Raw genomic sequence first — 18,323 nt, forward strand, 5'->3', positions numbered from 1 at the left:
TGTCGCGACGCACAACGAGCAGGCGCCGCGTTTGTTTCGATCGATTCCAAATTGCATTTGCCTCCGCCGCTGAACCCGATCATTCTTGCGGGCAAGGCTGGCGCCGGCCCGGTGGGCGTCCGCGACACAAGTTGCCGCCGTCATGCACCGGCAGGGGAAGACGCCTATGCCAACTCTCACCATCAACGGGCGGAGTATGTCCGTGGATGCGGCGAACGACACGCCGCTCCTCTGGGCGATCCGCGAGCAATTGCAGATGACCGGCACCAAATTCGGCTGCGGTGCCGGCCTGTGCGGTGCCTGCACCGTGCACGTCAACGGCGAAGCCGTGCGTTCGTGCCAAACCATGGTCGGCGATGTCGCCGGCAAGAAGATCACCACCATCGAAGGCCTCGCCGCCAAGGGCGATCATCCCTTGCAGAAGGCATGGATCGCCGAGCAGGTTCCGCAATGCGGCTACTGCCAATCCGGGCAGATCATGCAGGCGGCTTCGCTGCTCGCGAAGAATCCCAATCCGACCAAGGAAGAGGTCGTGGCGCATATGGACGGCAATCTCTGCCGTTGCATGACCTATTCGCGGATCCAGAAGGCAATCATGCGCGCCGCAACCGAGATGCGCACCGCATCCGCCTCCGGCAACGAACGGAGGCCCACATGAACCGGCACGTGAAGAACGTCACATCAGAGACATCAGATCTTAGCCGCCGCTCCTTCCTGGTCGGCACCGCCGCAACCGGCCTCGTGCTCGGTTATTCCGGTGTACCCGGCATCGGTGAGGCGCTTGCGGCGCCTTCCAACTTCGAGCCCAGCGTCTGGTACGCGATCGCGCCCGATGGTCTGGTCACCGTCACCTGCGGCAAGGCCGACATGGGCCAGCACATCGCCTCCACCATGGCGCAGATCGTGGCCGAAGAGTTAGGGGCCAAATGGAGCGACATGCGCGTTCAGCTTGCCTCCAATGATCCGAAGTTCAACGACCCCGTGCTCGGTGCGCAGATCACCGGCGGCAGCTGGTCGACCATGATGAACTTCGACGCCATGAGCCGCGCGGGTGCCGCGGGCCGCATGGCCTTGACGGAAGGCGCGGCCGCCGCGATGGGCGTGCCGGCCTCCGAGCTCGTGGTGCGCGATTCCATGATCGCGCATCCGAAGTCGAAGAAGCAGATGTCGTTCGCAGATGTCGTCAAGAGCGGCAAGGCGACCAAGACCTTCACGCCGGACGAGCTGAAGGCGATCAAGCTGAAGACGCCGGATCAGTACACCATGATCGGCGTGTCGGTGCCGCAGCTCGACATCCCCTCCAAGACCAACGGAACGGCCAAATACGGCATCGACGTGATGATTCCGGGCATGGCTTATGGCGCGGTGGTCACGCCGCCGGTGCGCTTCGGCGCCACGGTGAAATCGGTCGACGACAGCGCCGCCAAGAAGGTGCCGGGCTTCATCAAGGCCGTCACCCTCGACGACAAGACGCAGACGACGTCGGGCTGGGTGGTGGCGGTGGCCAGCACCTACGCCAACGCCAAGAAGGCCGCTGCCGCGCTGAAGATCAGCTATGACGGCGGTCCCAACGCGAAGGTGTCGAGCGAGTCGCTGTATGCCGAGGCCAAGCGGCTGCAGGCTCTCGACGATTCCGGTCAGTTCTTTGTCAAGGACGGCGATCCCGTGGCGGCGTTCGGCACGGCGGCCAAGGTGCTTGAGGCGGAGTACACCACCAGCATCAACATCCACGCACCGATGGAGCCGATGAACGCCACCGCGGAGTTCAAGGGCGACATCCTGCACATCTATTCCGGCAATCAGTTCGCGACGCGCTCCGGCGGGATCGCCGCGGGTGCAGCCGGGATCGATCCGAAGTTCGTGGTCATGCACCAGATGTGGCTCGGCGGCGGCTTTGGCCGCAGGCTCGATGCCGACATGATGATTCCGGCGGTGCAGGCGGCGAAGGCGATCGGCAAGCCGGTGAAGGTGATCTACACGCGCGAAAACGACATGACGATGGACTTCTCGCGTCCGCTCACCTTGCAGAAAGTGAAGGCCGGCGTGGACGGCGACGGCAAGCTCATCGCGCTCAGTCACGACGTGGTCTCGGCCTGGCCGACCCAGCGCTGGGGAATCCCAGATTTCCTGACGCCGTCAGTCGACAAGAAGGGTCCACTCGACTCCTTTACGGTGAACGGGGCCGACTTCTTCTACACCGTGCCCAACCATTATGTGCGCGCGATCAAGAACGAGATGGCGCACAACGCCACCCCGTCCGGTCAGCTCCGATCGGTGGCGCCCGGCTGGACGTTCTGGGCGGTCGAAAGCATGATCGACGAGATCGCGGCCGCGACCGGCAAGGACCCGGCGCAGTTCCGCATCTCGCTGCTCGACGGCGCCGGCAAGAACGACGGCGGCGCGCAGCGGCTCCGCAACACGCTGCTCGCCGCGATGGGTCTCGCCGGTTACGGCAGCAGGAAGCTGCCGAAGGGTGAGGGCATGGGTGTCGCCTGCGTGTCGTCGCAGGAACGCGCGACCGCAAGCTGGACGGCCTGCGTTGCCCATGTCGCCGTTGCGCCGTCGGGCGAGGTAACCGTGAAGAAGCTCACGGTCGCAACCGACGTCGGCACGCAAGTGCATCCCGACAACATCCGCGCCCAGGTCGAGGGCGCGGCGCTGTGGGGCCTGTCGCTGGCGATGTACGAGAAGGCGACGCTGAAGGATGGTGGCATCGAACAGACCAATTTCGATAGCTACACGCCCTTGCGCATGAGCCAGATGCCGGAGGTCGCGATCGCCGTGATCGCCAATGGCGAAAAGGCCACCGGCGTCGGCGAGCCTGCCGTGACGGTGATTGCACCCGCGATCGGCAACGCCATCTTCAACGCCTCGGGCGCCCGCGTCCGAGCCCTGCCGATCACGGCCGAAGCCGTGAAGGGCGCGATGAAGGCGTAAGCCGGCCGCGATTGACCTGACATGATCCGCCGGGGGGCAGTCTCCGGCGGATTTGTCGTTGGAAAACCCCTTTATTTACAAGCACATCCCTACTGTGCATGGGGTTGTTTTCGCTCTTTTGAGTGGAACCGCTCGGGGAGGCGAAATCCGTAAGATTGTCTCTGATTCCGCAGGGTTCCATTGAGCACGCCTCTTAAGGGCCGGAGAACCTGATCCGGCTTAGGCTGACGCCAAATCCAGTCCCGTGTGCTCTTGGGGAAGCCATGAACGCCTCAGCCAAAACCGCCGCCAAACGCCGGCTTCTGCTCGCCTCCGACCGGAGCGACGAGAGCACCGAGCTCGCCGAGCATCCTCAAGGCGGTCGGTGACGTCGCGACGGTGACGACCCAGGAGCTCCCCGAGCAGCCTTCGCGCGAGCTCTCCGGCCTCGTGGTCGACATCAATTTGCGCTCGCCCGAGAGCGTGCAGCGGGTGCGCAACAAGCTGCGCGGCGACGCCTATCGCGCGATGCCGCGGCTGTTCGTGCTTGCGGACGCCCTGCATCACGGCACCATGCAGGCTTGGGCGCTGGGCGCCACCGACACCATCTCGCGGCCGCTTCAGCCCGAGGCTATCCTGCAGCGCATCCGTGCGGCCTTCCCTGACACCGCCGTCTATGACGCGTCCGATCGCGGCAAGACGCTCAATCGCGGCGTCGAGGCGGCGCATGCGATTCTGAAGAAGATGTTCGAGAAGCTGCCGCTCGGCGTGCCGCTGACCTTCGACGACGTCATCGCCGCCGAGAGCAAGATCCTGAAGGCGATCAAGCACTCCTCGCTGCGCGAATGGCTCACCACGGTGGGCTGCCACCATGTCGGCAGCTACCGCCACTGCCTGTTCGTCACCGGATTTGCAGTCTCCTTCGCTCAGCACCTCGGCATGCGCGAGGACGATCAGCGCCGGCTGACCCGGGCCGCGCTGCTGCACGACGTCGGCAAGGCCTTCGTTCCCTCCGCGCTGCTCGACAAGCCCGGCAAGCTCACCGACGAGGAGATGGCCGAAGTCCGCCAGCATCCGCGCCGCGGCTATGACGCGCTCGCAGCCCAGGGCGGCTTCCCGCCGGAGATGCTCGACGTCGTGCTGCACCACCACGAATTTCTCGACGGCTCTGGCTATCCCAACGGGCTTTCGAGCAACCAGATCAGCGACATCGTGCGGGTCACGACGATCGTCGACATCTACGCCGCACTCGTGGAGAAGCGCGCCTACCGCATGCCCTTCACCCATTCGCGCGCGTTTGCGATGATGGAAGGCATGGGCGGCAAGCTGGACCAGCAGCTGTTGCAGGCGTTCCGCCCGGTGGCGCTGGGATCGTTCTGAAGCATCATCCTACGAGCTACCCCACCATCTTCCTCAGCTCCGCCTTCGCCACCTTCTCCAGCGTCGAGCGGGGCATGTCGTCGACGAAACGAATTTCGCGCGGCACCTTGAAGTCGGCGAGGCCGGCGCGGCAGGCGGTCATGACGGCTTCGTGCAGATCGGGCCGCGCACCGGCGACGCCACCCTGCGGGATGATGAAGACGACCGGCACCTCGTCCAGCATCGGATGCGTCTTCGCCACCACGGCGGCCTCGCGCACGCCGGGGACGAGTGCGACCACCTGCTCGATCTCGGACGCGGCGACGTTCTCGCCGCCGACCTTGAGCATGTCCTTGCTGCGGTCCCCGAAGCGGATAGTGCCGTTCTCCAGCCGCACCACGCGATCACCGGTGAGAAAGAAGCCGTGCTCGTCGAAGCTCTCGCGTGTCGCCTTCTCGTTGTGCAGATATTCGGCGAACAGCGACAGGCCGACGATGCCCTTGATCGAGAGATTGCCGGTGTCGCCGACCTCCGTCGGCCTTCCGTCATCGTCGGTGATGCGGATCTGGTATTCGCTCGCGGCGCGGCCGATCGACATCGGGACGTTGGGCTGGTCGACCTCGCCGACGATGCCGTGGCTGATGGTCTCGGTCATGCCCCACCAGCCGATGATCTTGACGCCAAAAGCGGCGAAGGCCGGCGGCTCGTTGATCGCGGTGCCCCATAAGCGAAATTTGTGATCGCGCGGGACTTCCTGCTCGAGCAGCGCCTTCATGCAGAACGGTATCGTCGAGGTCCAGGTCGAGCCGTGCTCGCGCGCGACGCCCCAGAACCGGCTGGCGGAAAAGCGCGGCTGGATCACGCAGGTGGCGCCGACCCATAGCGCCGCCAGCATCGAATAGGCCAGCGCATTGGTGTGGAACAGCGGCAGATAGGTCTGATGCACGTCGCTTGCGTGCAGGTCCTCGTGCGCGGCGTTGATCTTGGCGCCCCACAGCGCATTGGCGTGGGTCCACAGCACCGCCTTCGGACGCGATGTCGTGCCCGAGGTATACTGCACGCTGCACGGCGCGAGCGGATCTGTCGCACGCCTGGGACGATTGGCACTGTCGGCGAACAGCGCTTCGAAACTGTCGCCGCGTGAGACCGCTTGCGCAGGCACCGCGCCCGAATCATGCGAGGTCACTGCCATCCAGCGGATGTTGCGGCAGTTCTGCGCGACGATCTCGGCATAGGCCGGCTGCGTGATCGCGGCGACCGCGCCGCAATGATCGGCGAAATAGTCGAGCTCGGCCGGTGCCGAGCGCGTGTTGGTGGTCACCGCGATGGCGCCGAGTTCGACACAGGCAAACCAGGCCAGCAGCGCCTCGATGCAATTGTCGAGATGAATGAGCACATATTCGCCCGGCTTCACGCCGCGCTTCGCCAGTCCCGCCGCGAGCGCGCCGACCCGCTCGTGAAACTCGCGATAGCTCCAGTGCCGTGCGGGCGCGTCGAACGGCGCCCAGATCAGGAACGGATGTGAGCTGCGCATTTCGGCGCGCATCTACAGCAGCGAGGGCACGTCGAGCCCGTCGAATGGGCTCACGATTCCGGCGGCCGTGTCGTTCGGCATGTTTGCTCCCGTGCAGCCTGCTTCTGGTTGGCGGCTGTCTTCAGATTATTGTCGGGAGCTCTTTTGCCATTGGATGGCGCAGGGAGCAAATGCGCCGGTCAATCCGCGTACGACGAAATCTCGATCAAACTCCCATCCGGATCCCGGCAATAGACCGAGCGCAGCGTGCCGCGGGCACCCTGCTTGGGAACCGGGCCTTCCTCGATCGCGACGCCATGTGCCTTCAAATGCGCCACCACCTCGCCGGGCGCGGCGGAGGTGAGAAAGCACAGATCTTCGCTGCCGGCGGTCTGGTGATCCGCGGTGAACCACTCCACCTTGTCGGCATCGCGCGGCCGGACGTTGATCTTCTGGTTACCGAATTGTAGCGAAGTCCGCGGCGCTTTGCCGCCCGCCGGGGTCGAACACCTTGACTTCCATGCCGAGAATCCTGCCGTACCACTCGGCGGTCACTGCGACGTCCGCGACGTTGATCACGAGATGATCGAGGGCTTCGACCTTGAGCGCCATGCCTTATCCTTTCGTCGTGATGCGCCACGTGCACTTTCCGCCTGCGGCAAGCTTTGTTACAACCGCATCGACGCCACTTTCAAGCTGTCTGGCTTCAAGAACAACACGTTGGGAGAACCCTTGAGATGATCACTCGCCGTACCGCGCTGAGCCTGCTCGCCGCCAGTCCGCTTGCAGCCAGCCCGCTGTCGAAGGCACTTGCCGCCGATTATCCGGCCCACCCGGTGAAATGGGTGGTCGGCTATCCGCCGGGCGGGGCCACCGACATTCTGGCGCGGCTGATCGGCCAGCGGCTGTCGGAGAAGATCGGCCAGCAATTCGTGATCGAGAACAAGCCGGGTGCCGGCAACAATATCGCCACCGAATCGGTCGTCAACGCCGAGCCCGACGGCTACACGCTGCAACTGGTCAATCCGGCCAACTTCATCAACGCCTCGCTCTACACCAATCTGAAGTTCAACTTCGTGCGGGACATCGCGCCGATCGCCTCGTTCCAGCGCGTGCCGAACGTGATGACCGTCAACAAGGACGTGCCGGCCAAGACCGTCGCCGAGTTCATCGAATACGTGAAGGCCAATCCCGGCAAGGTCAACATGGCCTCCTCGGGCAACGGCACCTCGGTGCATCTGTCCGGCGAGATGTTCATGGCGCTGACGGGCTGCAAGATGCAGCACGTGCCCTATCGCGGCGCCGCGCCCGCGATCACCGACATGCTCGGCGGCCAGGTGCAGGTGATCTTCGACAACATGCCCTCGATCATCCAGCACATCCGTTCCGGTTCGCTCCGCGCTATCGGCGTCACCACGGCGGAGCGCTCGCCGCAATTGCCCGACGTGCCGGCGATCGGTGAGACCGTGAAGGGCTACGAGGCGAGCGCGCTGTTCGGCATGGGTGCGCCGAAGAACACGCCCAAGGAAATCATCGCCAAGCTCAACAGCGAGATCAACACGCTGATGAAGGAGCCGGACATGACCAAGCGCCTGGTCGAGCTCGGCGGCGAGCCGCGGGTGCAGACGCCCGAGGCGTTCGGCGAGGAGATCAAGGCCGAGACCGAGAAGTGGAAGAAGGTCGTCGAGTTCGCCGGCCTGAAGATCGAGTAGCGATCTTGTGATGATCGTGATTGGAGCCCTGCCGTTCGGCAGGGCTTTTTTCTTGGGTGCCAAGACCCGTCGATCTGGAATAAAACGGCGTGGCGAAACCTGATGCTATATGGCGCGTATCTCGCGCCGCGAGGAGAGGAGTTGGGATCATGCGCAAGACACAATTGGCGCTTCTGGGCCTTGGCGCGACAGTCCTTGCCGGCTTCGCCACTGTCACGCCCGCGGCGGCACGCGACTACCCATGGTGCGCCCAGGGCGGGGAATATGATTATCCCGGTGAGTGTGCTTACAGCACCTATGAGCAGTGCCAGGCCAGCGTGTCTGGACGGCTGCTGTATTGCGGGCCCAATCCGCGTGTCGCCTACGGTCAGGCGCCTCTGCCACAATCGCGGTCGTCCCGGCGCGTGCGGCCCGTCGCGCCGTATTGAGGAGCTCGCGGTTTGACCTGGTCGCCCGGATGGCGCGAAGCGGAATCGGGCCTACGCAGACGCAGCCCGCGTTGTCGCTACCGCTTGGCGTCGGCCTGCTCGGTCCCGTTGCACGAGATCAGCATCGTGTACGGCCGCGCGTTGCCGGCGATGTCGGTGGTCTTGAGCTCTCCCTTGAGCTCTCCCTTGGGCTCGGAGGTCTGGTAGGGCACCACGCTGTTGTCGAGGAAGTCGCGCAACGCGCCGGTCTTGATGGCGAAGTTGATGTTCTCGGGAATGTTGCCGGTCGCGGCGGCGATGCGCAATACGGGGATCTTTGCGGTGACAACGCCCACGATCTGACCGGTGGTGTCGAACAGCGGGCCGCCGCTATTGCCGGGCTGCACCGGCGCGCTGATTTGCAGGAAACGCGTGTCGTTGCGCATGCCGCTGAGCGAGCTCGCGATACCGGTCGTCACGGTGAAGTCCGACGTGAGCAGGCCATGGAAGGGAAAGCCGATTACGATGACGGAATCGCCGGAGCGGATCGAGCGGTCGCGAATCCGCGCAAATTCCTTGAATGTCATGGTCGATGGCGCCTGCAAGAGCGCGAGATCGTTGTTCGCGTCGCTCGACACGACGCGCAGCGCCATCGAGGCCTCGCCGGTGAGATTGCCTTTGATGTCGCCGACACAGCCGTCGATCACATGGTTGTTGGTGACGACGTGGCCGTTCGCGCTGACCACAAAGCCGGTGCCGCTCCTGGCCCTGGTAGCTTTGCTGCCGACCGGTGGCGCCTGCTTGTCCGGCGCGGGCTGCGGCTTGGCGGCGATCTTGGTGAAATCGCCGGCCTTGCTGAGCCCATCGGCCTTCACCTTGGTCGCGCAGTTGGCCAGGGCCGCGATCACGGGCCCGGTCGAGGTCAGGTCGAAATTCAGGACCGCGCGGCCGGCCGTCGCGACCATCAGGCTCGCTTTCTGGAACGTTCGCACGACGTTGGCAGGCATGACGGCCGTGAGCATGTTCGGCTGATTGGCCGTAGCAAACAGCCTAGCCTGCTCCTGTCCATCGAAGATGACGTCAATCGCGGCGTTCTCGCCCTTGTTGAAGCGGTAGCTGGGACTCGCAAAGGCCAGCGACCATATGCCGGCAGCATTGTAACCCACGACAAGGATGACGCCGTTCGCGTAAGGTGTCGTCGCGGCGCAATGCGAGAAAGCTCCCGTTTCATCATTGCTGAACGCGCCGCCGATCCAGTTACCGACCTTGACGCTGCCGAACGGCCCGGCCGCATGCGCTGCGCTGAAGATGCTCACCTGCAATAAACACGCAACGATCAATGACTTAAGCCACATACCTTCCCCCGGGAACGCTTTTGCGCTGATCTTATCTGCGGGAGGAGGTGCCGCGCAACCGGCAGTTGTCGGACCGTGCCGGCGGCCTCGGAGCGACCTTCCGGCTTGCCTTTACTTTGCAATCCTATATACTTTGCAATACAAAGTAACGGGACCAGCATTTCCCGGCAAGCGTGGGCGGAACGAGGTTTTGGCGTTGCCAATGCGCGATCTCGACAAGGCACTGGCCGACATCGTGGCGATCCGCAGCCAGATCGCGGCCGGCACGGCATTCCGCGGTTACGGCTCGGCGACGATGGCCGCGACCGGCGCGGTCGCGCTTCTCACCGCAATCCTGCAATTCTGGCTGCTCGGGGATCCCACCAGCGAGCCGCTCGGCTTCTTCTTCGGCTGGTTCATTGCCGCCGCGCTCTCTGGCCTGATCATCGGCGTCGAGATGCGCGCACGTTCGCGCCGCCATCACTCGGGTCTCGCCGACGCCATGATTCACCAGGCAGTCGAGCAGTTCCTGCCCGCAGGCGTGGCCGGTGTTCTGCTTGCGGTGGTGATGTGGAAGTTCGCGGGCGAAACGCTGTGGTTGCTGCCGGGCCTGTGGCAGATCCTGGTGTCACTCGGCATTTTCGCCTCTGTCCGCTCGTTGCCGCGCGCCGTCGCACTCGCCGGCGCCTGGTATTTCATGTCCGGCTTTGCGGTGGTGGTGCTGGCGAGCCAAACCCACACGTTGTCGCCATGGACCATGGGCCTGCCCTTCGTGATCGGGCAGTCGGTGATGGCGGGCATTCTGTATTTCGCGTCCGGAGATCATGATGTCGAAGACTGACAGCGCGCCCTTCTCTTATGAAGGACTGGACCGCGTGATCCACGAGAAGGCGAGGCTCGGGCTTCTGACCTCGCTGATGGCGCATCCGAAGGGTCTGGCGTTCGCCGATCTCAAGCAGCTCTGCGGCCTCACCGACGGCAATCTCAGCCGGCATCTCGCCGTGCTCCAGGAAGCCGGCCTCGTCGAGGTGACCAAGGGCTATCATGAGGGCAATCGCCCGCACACGACCTGCCGCCTGACCAAGGCCGGCCGCCGCCGCTTCCTCGACTATCTCACCGTCCTCGAACGCCTGGTGCGCGACGCGGCCAAGGCCGCCGGCCGGGAGGCGACGCCGCTCGGCCGTCTCGGTATCGTCTCGACTTGATCTTCCCTTTTTTGACCGGAGACTTTGCAATGCAAAGCGACCTTATATCCCGCAACGAGAAGCTTCACGTCGGCGTCATCATGGACGGCAACGGCAGATGGGCGACGCGGCGCGGCCTGTCGCGCATGCGCGGCCACGAGGCCGGCGTCGAGGCGATCCGCCGCATCGTCGAGGTCGCACCCAAGCAGGGCATCGGCACGCTGACGCTCTACGCATTCTCCACCGACAATTGGCGAAGGCCGAAGGCCGAAGTCGCCGCGCTGATGACGCTTCTGCGCTTCTATCTCGCCAATGAGGTGCAGAGCCTGGTGAAAAACGGCGTCCGCCTCACCGTGATCGGGCCGCCGCGACCGCCTGCCCGACGGCATCGCCAACGCGATCGCGCGCGCCGAGGCGGCCACCGCGCACGGCAGCACGCTTCATCTGCGCATCGCCGTCGACTATTCCGCCCGCGATGCCATCCTCAACGCGGCGGCGAAGGCGGCGGCGCTGACGAGTCTCACCCGCGAAGCGTTCTCGCAGCTCGTCACCGGCGAAGCCGGTTTGCGCGACGTCGATCTCATCATCCGCACCTCGGGTGAGAAGCGGCTGTCGGACTTCCTGCTCTGGGAAGGCGCCTACGCCGAGTTGCACTTCACCGAGCGGATGTGGCCTGAATTCGACGCGGGCGATCTCGCCGCGGCCCTGGTCTCCTTCCACGGTCGCGAGCGTCGCTTCGGCGGCCTCCAGGCGATCGTGCCGGAGGAGGTGCCTTCACTCTCTCGCGTGTGACGCAGAAGGCGGGCAACGGTCCCTGCGGCTGTCATGTGCGATGTCTTCGGGTTCAGTCGGGGATTGGGCTTCTTTCAGGAAGTGGGACGGACGATCACGCCAACCAACCGCGGGACAGCGAGGAACAGTCGATGACGGCGGCGCGGCCTGAACGGCGCGTCGGAAAGCGCGAGACCACCTGAACGCGGTCGTGTGTGACGTACGGCCTGGGAGACTGGTAGTCGATCCACCTCGCCAAGCGCCTGTCGCGATAGCCGGGCTTGCCGTGAACTTGAGCGCTGCTGCTCGCGCGCACGCTGGCGCAGTGGCTCAACGTCGCCAACACCTATCTCGCCGACCTCAAGCAGCAATATGCCGGCCATGGCACCCATCTGATCATGGTCGGCGAAGTGCTCCAGAGCATGATCAACCTGCCGCCACTCAAGGTCTCGCCAGGCTAGGATCGGCAATCCGATCCAAGGATGTGAGCCAGTCGGGCGCCGCCTCGATGGAAGCTGCGGGCCGCTTCAGGAGCGCTTCGTCGGCTGGGACGGCTTTGTCACCTCAAAGACGTCGTGGCTTGCCTGCGCGATGCCGGCCTCGACATCGCCGACGAGGTCAAGTCCAAAGGTGATCTCGCAAAAGTGCAGGCGCCGTTCAACGCATGGGCGGCTCACGATTTGCTCGGCGACGGCGCGGACCGGGACATCCGGATCGTCGAAGCCGCCGAGTAGCATTGTTCGATCGCCGGATCGTGGACATCCTGTGGCGATCTCGTGCCGCGAGCGCGGCGAATGAAACTCGCGATCACGAAATGAATTCTGTCGGAACATTTGTGCGCAGCACCCGTTCGGGAGATTGAGCCAAGCGAACATCGACGCAGGGAACCTGCTCTGGCTCAGCTCAATGAAACCGACGTGACAGAAACGGAGCAGCTCATGAAGCTCACATCCGAACAGGTGAAGCAGACCGTCAACCAGCTCGGCGCTCAGGTGCTGCCCGACGAGCATCCCGCCATGCCGCAGCTCAACAGCATGTTCGGCGAGCACACTTTCTTTGTCGACGATATGGGGCTGAAGGTCGTCGAGCCCACGGCGCCGCCCGGCACCGAGCGCCAGAGCGGCGAAGTCGTCAGCCTCGCCAACTGGGGCGATCCCGAACTGACCCGCCTGATGGCGCATGAGCCCGAGCCGACCGGCGTGATCGTGGTGTTCGAGCACGTGAGGCATTGATAGGTCTGAGCCGATCGAATTTGATCGGTGGCGGTTCTGAATCCCGCCACCGATCAGGACGGGTTTAGAACCGCCAGGATCAAATGCCGAAAGTCAGCTGCGGCTCTGCGTCCCCCATCTGGAGGGCAGACAGCGATACCCCCAGCAGCCTGACGCGCTTGGGTAGCGGCATTTCGAATTCGAGCAGGCCGCAAGCCAACCGCTCCAGATCGTCCCGGCCCGCAACCGGCGAAGGTGCGGACTTGCTGCGCGTGATGATCTCGAAGTCGGCAAATTTGATCTTCAAGGTGACGGTGCGGCCCCGGTTGCCGGTCGCTTCGCAATGGCGCCACACTTTGTCGACGAGCGGCTTGAGCTCGGGCGACCAGCGCGTCGAATGCGTTGAGGTCGATCGAGAACGTGGTCTCCGCGCCGATTGACTTGCGGACCCGGTCGGCCCGGACCGGCCGTTCGTCGACACCGCGCGAGATCCAATAGTAATAGGCGCCCGACTTGCCGAAATTCGCATTCATAAACTCCAGCGTCTGACGACGAATATCGAGGCCGGTGAACATGCCGAGCGCGTTCATCTTCGCACCGGTCGCCGGGCCTATGCCATGGAATTTTCCGACGGGCAACGCCTCGACGAAGGCGGGCCCCATCTCCGGCGAGATCACGAACTGACCGTTGGGCTTGCGATGGTCGGAGGCGAGCTTGGCCAGAAATTTGTTATAGGAGATGCCCGCCGATGCGTTGAGGCCCGTCTCGGCCTTGATCCTCTCGCGGATCCGCAGTGCGATGTCCCGCGCCAGCGGAATGCATTGCAGGTTTTCCGTCACGTCGAGATAGGCCTCGTCGAGCGACAACGGCTCGATGATGGGAGTGTGCTCGGCGAAGATGTCGCGGATCTGCCTGCTGATCGCCTTGTAGACCTCGAAGCGCGGCTTGACGAAGATCAGATCGGGACATTGTCGCTTCGCAGTCACGGACGGCATGGCAGAGCGAACGCCGAACGTGCGGGCCTCATAGCTGGCGGCCGCGACGACGCCGCGTTCCGCGGAGCCTCCCACTGCAACCGGCTTTCCGCGCAGGTCCGGATTATCGCGTTGTTCCACGGACGCATAGAAAGCATCCATGTCGATATGGATGATCTTGCGGACGGGCGAGGCATCGCCGGTCACGGTGTCGGATTCGCTCATGGACAGATGATACAATTGCGCGACGAGAAGCGCGAGGTGACGTGTGATTCACAGCGCAATCTCACGCTTGTGAGTGGCAAGCATGACCCCGCGATCTAATATGAGCTCGCGGAGGGACAGCCAATGCAATACAGTTCCGAGCTCATTGTGACGATGCGTCAGGCGCTGGAGGCCGTGATGGCGAGCGTGCCGGCCGACCAGTCGGTGTTCGGCCTGAAAGCGGCCGTAGCCGAATGCATCCTGAAGGCGGCCGCACACGGTCAGACGTCGTACGACGGACTGGTAACGTCGGCTTCCGACCAGATCCAGGCGATCATCTCGATGCTGACGTGAGCGTGGGGCCCGGCTGGGCATGTGCCGTGCGTTCGAGCGTGTAAAGTATCGACCATTGGCAGTCGCGTAGCAGGCGAGGTGTCAACTGGAAAACCGCGCCACAAACTGGCGCGGCCGGCCCGCCAGACAGAGTACGCTCCAGGCCTTCGCCGTCCCGCCGTCTCCTTCGAGCAAGCCTGTGCTAACCATGGTGAGCTAAGCTCGGCTTTATGTAGTCCGGCCTTCAGTGCAAGACGGCGCTAGGAGAGGCAGCCTGCCGAAACAAATCCCGCCCCACGGCATCGAGTACCAGCCTAGCCCCGCCCGGTGACAGATGTATCGTATCGGTCACGATCACCTCGCCGGCCGGCGTGCGCACGAGGCATTGTTGCCGCTCATCGCACAGCACCTTCCGCAACGACACATAATCGACGCCGGCGGATTTGCTGAAAGCGGCCATCAGATCATCCTCTGCAGGCCCGGATACCCCGGCGCCGAGCCGGTCAGGAATCTCGTGCGCGAAGCGATAGTGGTTGATGATCGCGTGCGGCAGCGTGCGCTTCCACACCGGCGGCGGCCCGACGATGACCACGCGCGCTACCCCGGTGCTCCGAAGCGCGGCGATGGTGCTGCCGAGCTTGTTCAGGTCGGTATCGAAACCCCACATCGCATGCAGCACGACGATATCGGGGTGAGATTCCTTGATGACGGCAATGGCCCTGCCGTTGCTCTCGACGCAGGATGCATTCGGTCCCGCATCGAGGATCGGCGCACAGCCCGGCGCATTGAAACGCCCCACGCGGAACGAGGCTTCCCTTGCCGCATCCGCCGCGGCCGGATAGAGCGACGCGGCGGATGAATCGCCCCACAGCAGGAGCAGCGGCTTGTCGCCCTGCTCGATGCAGTTCGCATCAAAGCTGCTCCCCGGCGCCTCCAGGAAGCAGTGGTCCCTGAATGCGGGATTGTTATCGGTGCTGACGGTCGCGATTGCCTGTAGCGCCAGCGGAAATCGTGAGACAAAGCCGGCGGAGAGGATCGTGGCGATTCCGATCACGCCGACCAAGGCCAGCGCGATCGACAAAGCCGGCGCGGCATTGCGCCGATGACGGACCGGCGATTCGATGTAGCGATAGGTCAGGATTGACAGCACGGTCGCGGCGAGAACTGCGGCCCATATCTCGATGAAATTCGGAACCCCGTGCCGTACAATTCCGAGATAGGCCAGCAGCGGCCAGTGCCAGAGATAGAGTGGGTAGCTGATGAGACCGAGCAGCACGGCGGGCCGGCTCGACAATAGCACGCGGTTGACCGCGGCATTTGGCGACGCGATCACCAGTGCAGCGCCGATAACGGGGAGCAATGCCAGCGCCCCCGGAAAGGCCATCGCGCGATCGAACAGCAGAGCGGAAGATGCGATGGCACCAAGGCCAATCGCGCCGAGAAGGTTGCTCCTGCTTTTTCGGACGAGGTTGGCCTCGGCCACGAGCCCGCCGATCAGCAGTTCCCATGCCCGCGGCAAGGGGGCGTAGAAGCCCCACTCCAGGTTCGTCCTGGCCAGAGCCACGCCCGCCACCAGCGACAGCGCGATGGCGCCGAGGATGTATTGACGCCGGTGCGGCGAGCGCGCCAGCAGGCCGAGCGCCAGCGGCCAAAAGATGTAGAACTGTTCCTCGACACCGAGCGACCAAAGGTGGAGAAGCGCGTTCTCTCCGGCGAGTGGCGCAAAGTAGCTGGCCTGCCCGAGCTGGAACAGGTTTGAGGCGAAGAGAACGCTGGCGACGATGTTCTCTCCGAGCAGCCGGAACTGTGGAGGCAGCAGGATGGCGTATCCGAGCGCATAGGTGGCCAGCAGCACGGCGATCAGGGCCGGAAAGATGCGCTTGATGCGGCGGCCGTAGAATGCCGCGAGCGAGATGCCACCAGGCGTCAGCAGTATCCGCGTGATCAGAAAGCCAGAGATGACGAAGAAGACGTCAACGCCGACGAAGCCGCCGGGCAGCATCCAAGGGTGCGCGTGATAGCCGACGACCAGCAGGATTGAGACGGCACGCAGCCCGTCAATGTCTGGCCGATAGTTTTCCGACGGCTTCATCGACTTCGCAATAGCGAAATTCTTATCGAGACACAATCCGACACGAAGTGGCAACTCGTGGACATGATCGTGATCGGCAAGTTCCAGGCGGTGCCGTGCCAACTTCGGAGGTTGCGTCCTTGGTCCAACCTTCAATCGCGTTGAAGGCGACAATGCGCAGGGTAGGCATCGGGCAGCGACCGGTGCAGCGCCGTCTTCGTCCCAAGCGCGCACATCCAGACCTCGCGCTCCTCATCTGTGGTGCGGATGACCGGCATGCCCTTGAGGACGGATCGGCTCGACGGGGTGTGTTCGGGGCCGTCGTAAGGAAACCGTAGGTAGACATGGTGCGGTGCCAGGATGGGCTTCGACTTGGTCCCCGGCAATCGATCCATGCTTCTTGCTTCGCCGGTCAACGTGCCCGCTAAATCGCTCGCGGCGATCTGGGCTAAGGGCAAGGTTGATGGTGTGGAATGGCACCCTTTGCTGCCGCAGCGGAAGAAGAACTGGCGGGCGCTTATCCACCACAAAGGGGCGGTAGGCCAGCTGCCTAACTGACTGAGTTTACTGGCGCACCCGACACGATTCGAACGTGTGACCCTTGCCTTCGGAGCAAGATAACGTACCCATCCGAAAAATGCGATAGGGCACGCTATTCTACGCTATCTAGCTGTGGCAACTGGATATTCTCAACAACAACAGCGACGTTCCTATCCGAAAGCCCGCACCGATTTTCTCCCGCCTGCTTACGTCCTGCTTACGTGAGAGATCGCGCCCGGAACGAAGGAACGTCATGGTCAAGATCACGAAGAGGGTCGTCGAGGCGGCGGATGCCCGAGAGAAAGACTACCTGATCTGGGACGACGAACTGCCCGGCTTTGGACTCCGGGTCTTTAATTCGGGCAAGCGCAGCTACGTCATTCAGTATCGAACCAGGGGTCGCTCACGGCGATACACAATTGGGCTTCACGGAGCCTGGGCGCCCGAGACTTCACGCCGAGAGGCAAGGGTGCAACTAGGTCGGGTCGCTTGGGGGTGATGATCCGGTCGAAGATCGCCAGCTCGATCACAAGGCGATCACTGTGAAGGAGCTGTGCACCCGCTATCTCGCCGATCTCCAGGCCGGCCTCATCCTGGGAAAGGGAGGGCGGACGAAGAAGGCCTCAACGATTGTCACAGACACCGGCCGCATCGAGCGTCACATTATTCCACTCATAGGTACCCGGCGGGTTAAGGATCTTACCAAGACCGACATCAACAAGGTCCTCAAGGACATCATGGCCGGGAAAATCGCGGGTTTCGGTCAAGACCAAGAAGCTGTTAAAACGCAGTCGTCACCGCCTCCCGTCGAGCATTCCTTCGCAATACCTCCGGGGGCACACCGAAGGTCCGGAGGAACGCCCGACGCATGCGCTCGCGGTCAGCAAAACCCACTTCCTCCGCCACGACATTAACCGTGTGCCGCCCTTCCTCCATCATGAACCTGGCCGTTTCCAGCCGAAGCCGTTCCACTGCTTTTGCCGGAGATTGCCCCGTCTCGGCCAGAAAGGCGCGGCTGAACTGGCGAGGACTGAGGTTGGCGACCGCCGCAAGGTTCTCGATTGTGAGCGGATTCCGCAGATTTTGGCGGATATACGCGACGACCAACTGGATGCGATCGGATTTCGGTGTCATGTCGACGAGCGCGGAATGCTGCGTTTGTCCACCCATACGACGTTGATTGATGACCATAAGTTTGGCAGCAGCCTTCGCAACTTCGGAACCCAAGTCCCTATCGATCATCGCTAGAACAAGATCGATTCCTGCGGTCATTCCGGCTGACGTCCAGATCGGACCGTCATTGATATAGATCCGATCCTCCTCCATCCTGACATCCGGAAACCGAGCCCTGAAACTTGTCGCTTGGATCCAATGCGTCGTCGCGCGGCGACCATCGAGAAGTCCGGCTTCGGCGAGAACAAACGCCCCATTGCAAAATGAAGCAGTGCGCCTTGATACCTTGGCAGCTTCTTGCACAAAGGTGATCAGGTTTTCGCTCGATGGAGCCATTTCGAACGCGGTGACCGCGCCGACAATAATTGTATCAAAAGCCGGATCGTCGAATGCTTCGGTTTCAACTGTCAAACCACAAGAGGATCGAACGGGACCGCCGTGTTCCGACAACAGATGAAGGTCATAGTGAGAATCGGCCGGGGGCGGCTTCGCAAGTCCGAATCCCGTCATTTCGAATGCCGTCATGGGCGCAAGGCTCAAGAGCTGGAAGCCGTGCGGGACAATGAGACCTACCCGATGCATGGCTACTCCTAGTATCCGAAATGTGGATAATAGCCCAGA

Annotated in this window: 12 protein-coding genes and 8 pseudogenes; 13 read left to right on the top strand and 7 right to left on the bottom strand. The window is 63.2% G+C overall.

Annotated features, from left to right (window positions below):
* Positions 1–166: 166 nt before the first annotated feature.
* From ACVWW3_RS32675 to ACVWW3_RS32685, 3 genes and pseudogenes are all read left to right on the top strand, one after another.
* Positions 167–658 carry a (2Fe-2S)-binding protein gene (locus ACVWW3_RS32675; protein ID WP_027514647.1) on the top strand — a complete coding sequence of 164 codons (492 nt, stop codon included), beginning with the start codon at positions 167–169 and terminating at the stop codon, positions 656–658.
* A complete protein-coding gene (locus tag ACVWW3_RS32680; RefSeq protein ID WP_456651923.1) occupies positions 655–2,937 on the top strand; it encodes a molybdopterin cofactor-binding domain-containing protein in 2,283 nt (760 codons plus the stop codon). The genes ACVWW3_RS32675 and ACVWW3_RS32680 overlap by 4 nt, the downstream gene beginning before the upstream one ends.
* 263 nt (positions 2,938–3,200) lie before the next feature.
* Positions 3,201–4,296, top strand: a pseudogene (locus ACVWW3_RS32685) (HD-GYP domain-containing protein).
* A gap of 16 nt (positions 4,297–4,312) precedes the next feature.
* Here the strand turns inward: ACVWW3_RS32685 and ACVWW3_RS32690 are convergent.
* Positions 4,313–5,890: pseudogene (locus tag ACVWW3_RS32690) on the bottom strand (ATP-dependent acyl-CoA ligase).
* Between the two features lie 98 nt (positions 5,891–5,988).
* Positions 5,989–6,400 (bottom strand): annotated as a pseudogene (locus ACVWW3_RS32695) (VOC family protein).
* Positions 6,401–6,525: 125 nt separating this feature from the next.
* On the opposite strand from ACVWW3_RS32695, the gene ACVWW3_RS32700 reads away from it, so the two are divergent.
* The gene (locus ACVWW3_RS32700; RefSeq protein ID WP_456651921.1) at positions 6,526–7,500 is read left to right on the top strand and encodes a Bug family tripartite tricarboxylate transporter substrate binding protein; all 975 of its coding nucleotides are present in this window, start codon (positions 6,526–6,528) and stop codon (positions 7,498–7,500) included.
* Positions 7,501–7,649: 149 nt separating this feature from the next.
* Entirely contained in the window at positions 7,650–7,928 is a 279-nt protein-coding gene (locus ACVWW3_RS32705) for a DUF3551 domain-containing protein (protein WP_247351570.1), read from the top strand.
* 77 nt (positions 7,929–8,005) lie between these two features.
* On the opposite strand, the gene ACVWW3_RS32710 is transcribed toward ACVWW3_RS32705, so the two are convergent.
* Entirely contained in the window at positions 8,006–9,262 is a 1,257-nt protein-coding gene (locus tag ACVWW3_RS32710; RefSeq protein ID WP_456651920.1) for a S1C family serine protease, read from the bottom strand.
* A gap of 202 nt (positions 9,263–9,464) precedes the next feature.
* Between ACVWW3_RS32710 and ACVWW3_RS32715 the strand changes: the two genes are divergently transcribed.
* The 6 genes and pseudogenes from ACVWW3_RS32715 (at position 9,465) to ACVWW3_RS32740 (ending at position 12,428) form a co-directional block, all read left to right on the top strand.
* Positions 9,465–10,082 carry a hypothetical protein gene (locus ACVWW3_RS32715; protein ID WP_247442027.1) on the top strand — a complete coding sequence of 206 codons (618 nt, stop codon included), beginning with the start codon at positions 9,465–9,467 and terminating at the stop codon, positions 10,080–10,082.
* On the top strand, positions 10,069–10,446 hold the full coding sequence (locus tag ACVWW3_RS32720) for a transcriptional regulator (RefSeq protein ID WP_456672264.1): 378 nt from the start codon (positions 10,069–10,071) through the stop codon (positions 10,444–10,446). Before ACVWW3_RS32715 ends, ACVWW3_RS32720 begins: the two co-directional genes overlap by 14 nt.
* 29 nt (positions 10,447–10,475) lie before the next feature.
* Positions 10,476–11,217 (top strand): annotated as a pseudogene (locus tag ACVWW3_RS32725) (di-trans,poly-cis-decaprenylcistransferase).
* A 275-nt stretch (positions 11,218–11,492) separates the two neighbouring features.
* Positions 11,493–11,657, top strand: a pseudogene (locus tag ACVWW3_RS32730) (cyclic nucleotide-binding domain-containing protein); the annotation flags it as partial.
* A gap of 34 nt (positions 11,658–11,691) precedes the next feature.
* Positions 11,692–11,867 (top strand): annotated as a pseudogene (locus tag ACVWW3_RS32735) (DNA-3-methyladenine glycosylase I); the annotation flags it as partial.
* Positions 11,868–12,134: 267 nt separating this feature from the next.
* Complete coding sequence (locus ACVWW3_RS32740; RefSeq protein WP_247351582.1) at positions 12,135–12,428, top strand: hypothetical protein; 294 nt, start codon at positions 12,135–12,137, stop codon at positions 12,426–12,428.
* Between the two features lie 79 nt (positions 12,429–12,507).
* On the opposite strand, the pseudogene dinB reads toward ACVWW3_RS32740, so the two are convergent.
* Positions 12,508–13,606: pseudogene (dinB, locus tag ACVWW3_RS32745) on the bottom strand (DNA polymerase IV).
* Between the two features lie 123 nt (positions 13,607–13,729).
* Between dinB and ACVWW3_RS32750 the strand changes: the two are divergent.
* Positions 13,730–13,939, top strand: coding sequence for a hypothetical protein (locus tag ACVWW3_RS32750; protein WP_247351587.1), 210 nt, complete (start codon positions 13,730–13,732; stop codon positions 13,937–13,939).
* 223 nt (positions 13,940–14,162) lie between these two features.
* Here ACVWW3_RS32750 and ACVWW3_RS32755 read toward each other — a convergent pair whose 3' ends face one another.
* On the bottom strand, positions 14,163–16,010 hold the full coding sequence (locus ACVWW3_RS32755) for an acyltransferase family protein (protein WP_456651918.1): 1,848 nt from the start codon (positions 16,008–16,010) through the stop codon (positions 14,163–14,165).
* A 131-nt stretch (positions 16,011–16,141) separates the two neighbouring features.
* Positions 16,142–16,384: a hypothetical protein gene (locus ACVWW3_RS32760; RefSeq protein ID WP_456651917.1), complete on the bottom strand. Its 243-nt coding sequence runs from the start codon at positions 16,382–16,384 to the stop codon at positions 16,142–16,144.
* Positions 16,385–16,782: 398 nt separating this feature from the next.
* Between ACVWW3_RS32760 and ACVWW3_RS32765 the strand changes: the two are divergent.
* Positions 16,783–17,309: pseudogene (locus tag ACVWW3_RS32765) on the top strand (integrase arm-type DNA-binding domain-containing protein); the annotation flags it as partial.
* On the opposite strand, the gene ACVWW3_RS32770 reads toward ACVWW3_RS32765, so the two are convergent.
* Positions 17,310–18,284, bottom strand: a complete 975-nt coding sequence (locus ACVWW3_RS32770) for a GlxA family transcriptional regulator (RefSeq protein ID WP_456672265.1) — start codon at positions 18,282–18,284, stop codon at positions 17,310–17,312.
* Positions 18,285–18,323: the final 39 nt, after the last annotated feature.

The sequence above is a fragment of the Bradyrhizobium sp. LM2.9 genome, assembly GCF_054056555.1.

Bases quoted from the DNA above. Each gene is read 5' to 3' on its own strand.
- ACVWW3_RS32680 (WP_456651923.1), top strand. From the start codon at position 655: ATGAACCGGCACGTGAAGAACGTCACATCAGAGACATCAGATCTTAGC.
- ACVWW3_RS32750 (WP_247351587.1), top strand. From the start codon at position 13,730: ATGCAATACAGTTCCGAGCTCATTGTGACGATGCGTCAGGCGCTGGAG.
- ACVWW3_RS32700 (WP_456651921.1), top strand. From the start codon at position 6,526: ATGATCACTCGCCGTACCGCGCTGAGCCTGCTCGCCGCCAGTCCGCTT.
- ACVWW3_RS32710 (WP_456651920.1), bottom strand. From the start codon at position 9,262: ATGTGGCTTAAGTCATTGATCGTTGCGTGTTTATTGCAGGTGAGCATC.
- ACVWW3_RS32705 (WP_247351570.1), top strand. From the start codon at position 7,650: ATGCGCAAGACACAATTGGCGCTTCTGGGCCTTGGCGCGACAGTCCTT.
- ACVWW3_RS32770 (WP_456672265.1), bottom strand. From the start codon at position 18,284: ATGCATCGGGTAGGTCTCATTGTCCCGCACGGCTTCCAGCTCTTGAGC.
- ACVWW3_RS32755 (WP_456651918.1), bottom strand. From the start codon at position 16,010: ATGAAGCCGTCGGAAAACTATCGGCCAGACATTGACGGGCTGCGTGCC.
- ACVWW3_RS32715 (WP_247442027.1), top strand. From the start codon at position 9,465: ATGCGCGATCTCGACAAGGCACTGGCCGACATCGTGGCGATCCGCAGC.
- ACVWW3_RS32675 (WP_027514647.1), top strand. From the start codon at position 167: ATGCCAACTCTCACCATCAACGGGCGGAGTATGTCCGTGGATGCGGCG.
- ACVWW3_RS32720 (WP_456672264.1), top strand. From the start codon at position 10,069: ATGTCGAAGACTGACAGCGCGCCCTTCTCTTATGAAGGACTGGACCGC.
- ACVWW3_RS32760 (WP_456651917.1), bottom strand. From the start codon at position 16,384: ATGGATCGATTGCCGGGGACCAAGTCGAAGCCCATCCTGGCACCGCAC.
- ACVWW3_RS32740 (WP_247351582.1), top strand. From the start codon at position 12,135: ATGAAGCTCACATCCGAACAGGTGAAGCAGACCGTCAACCAGCTCGGC.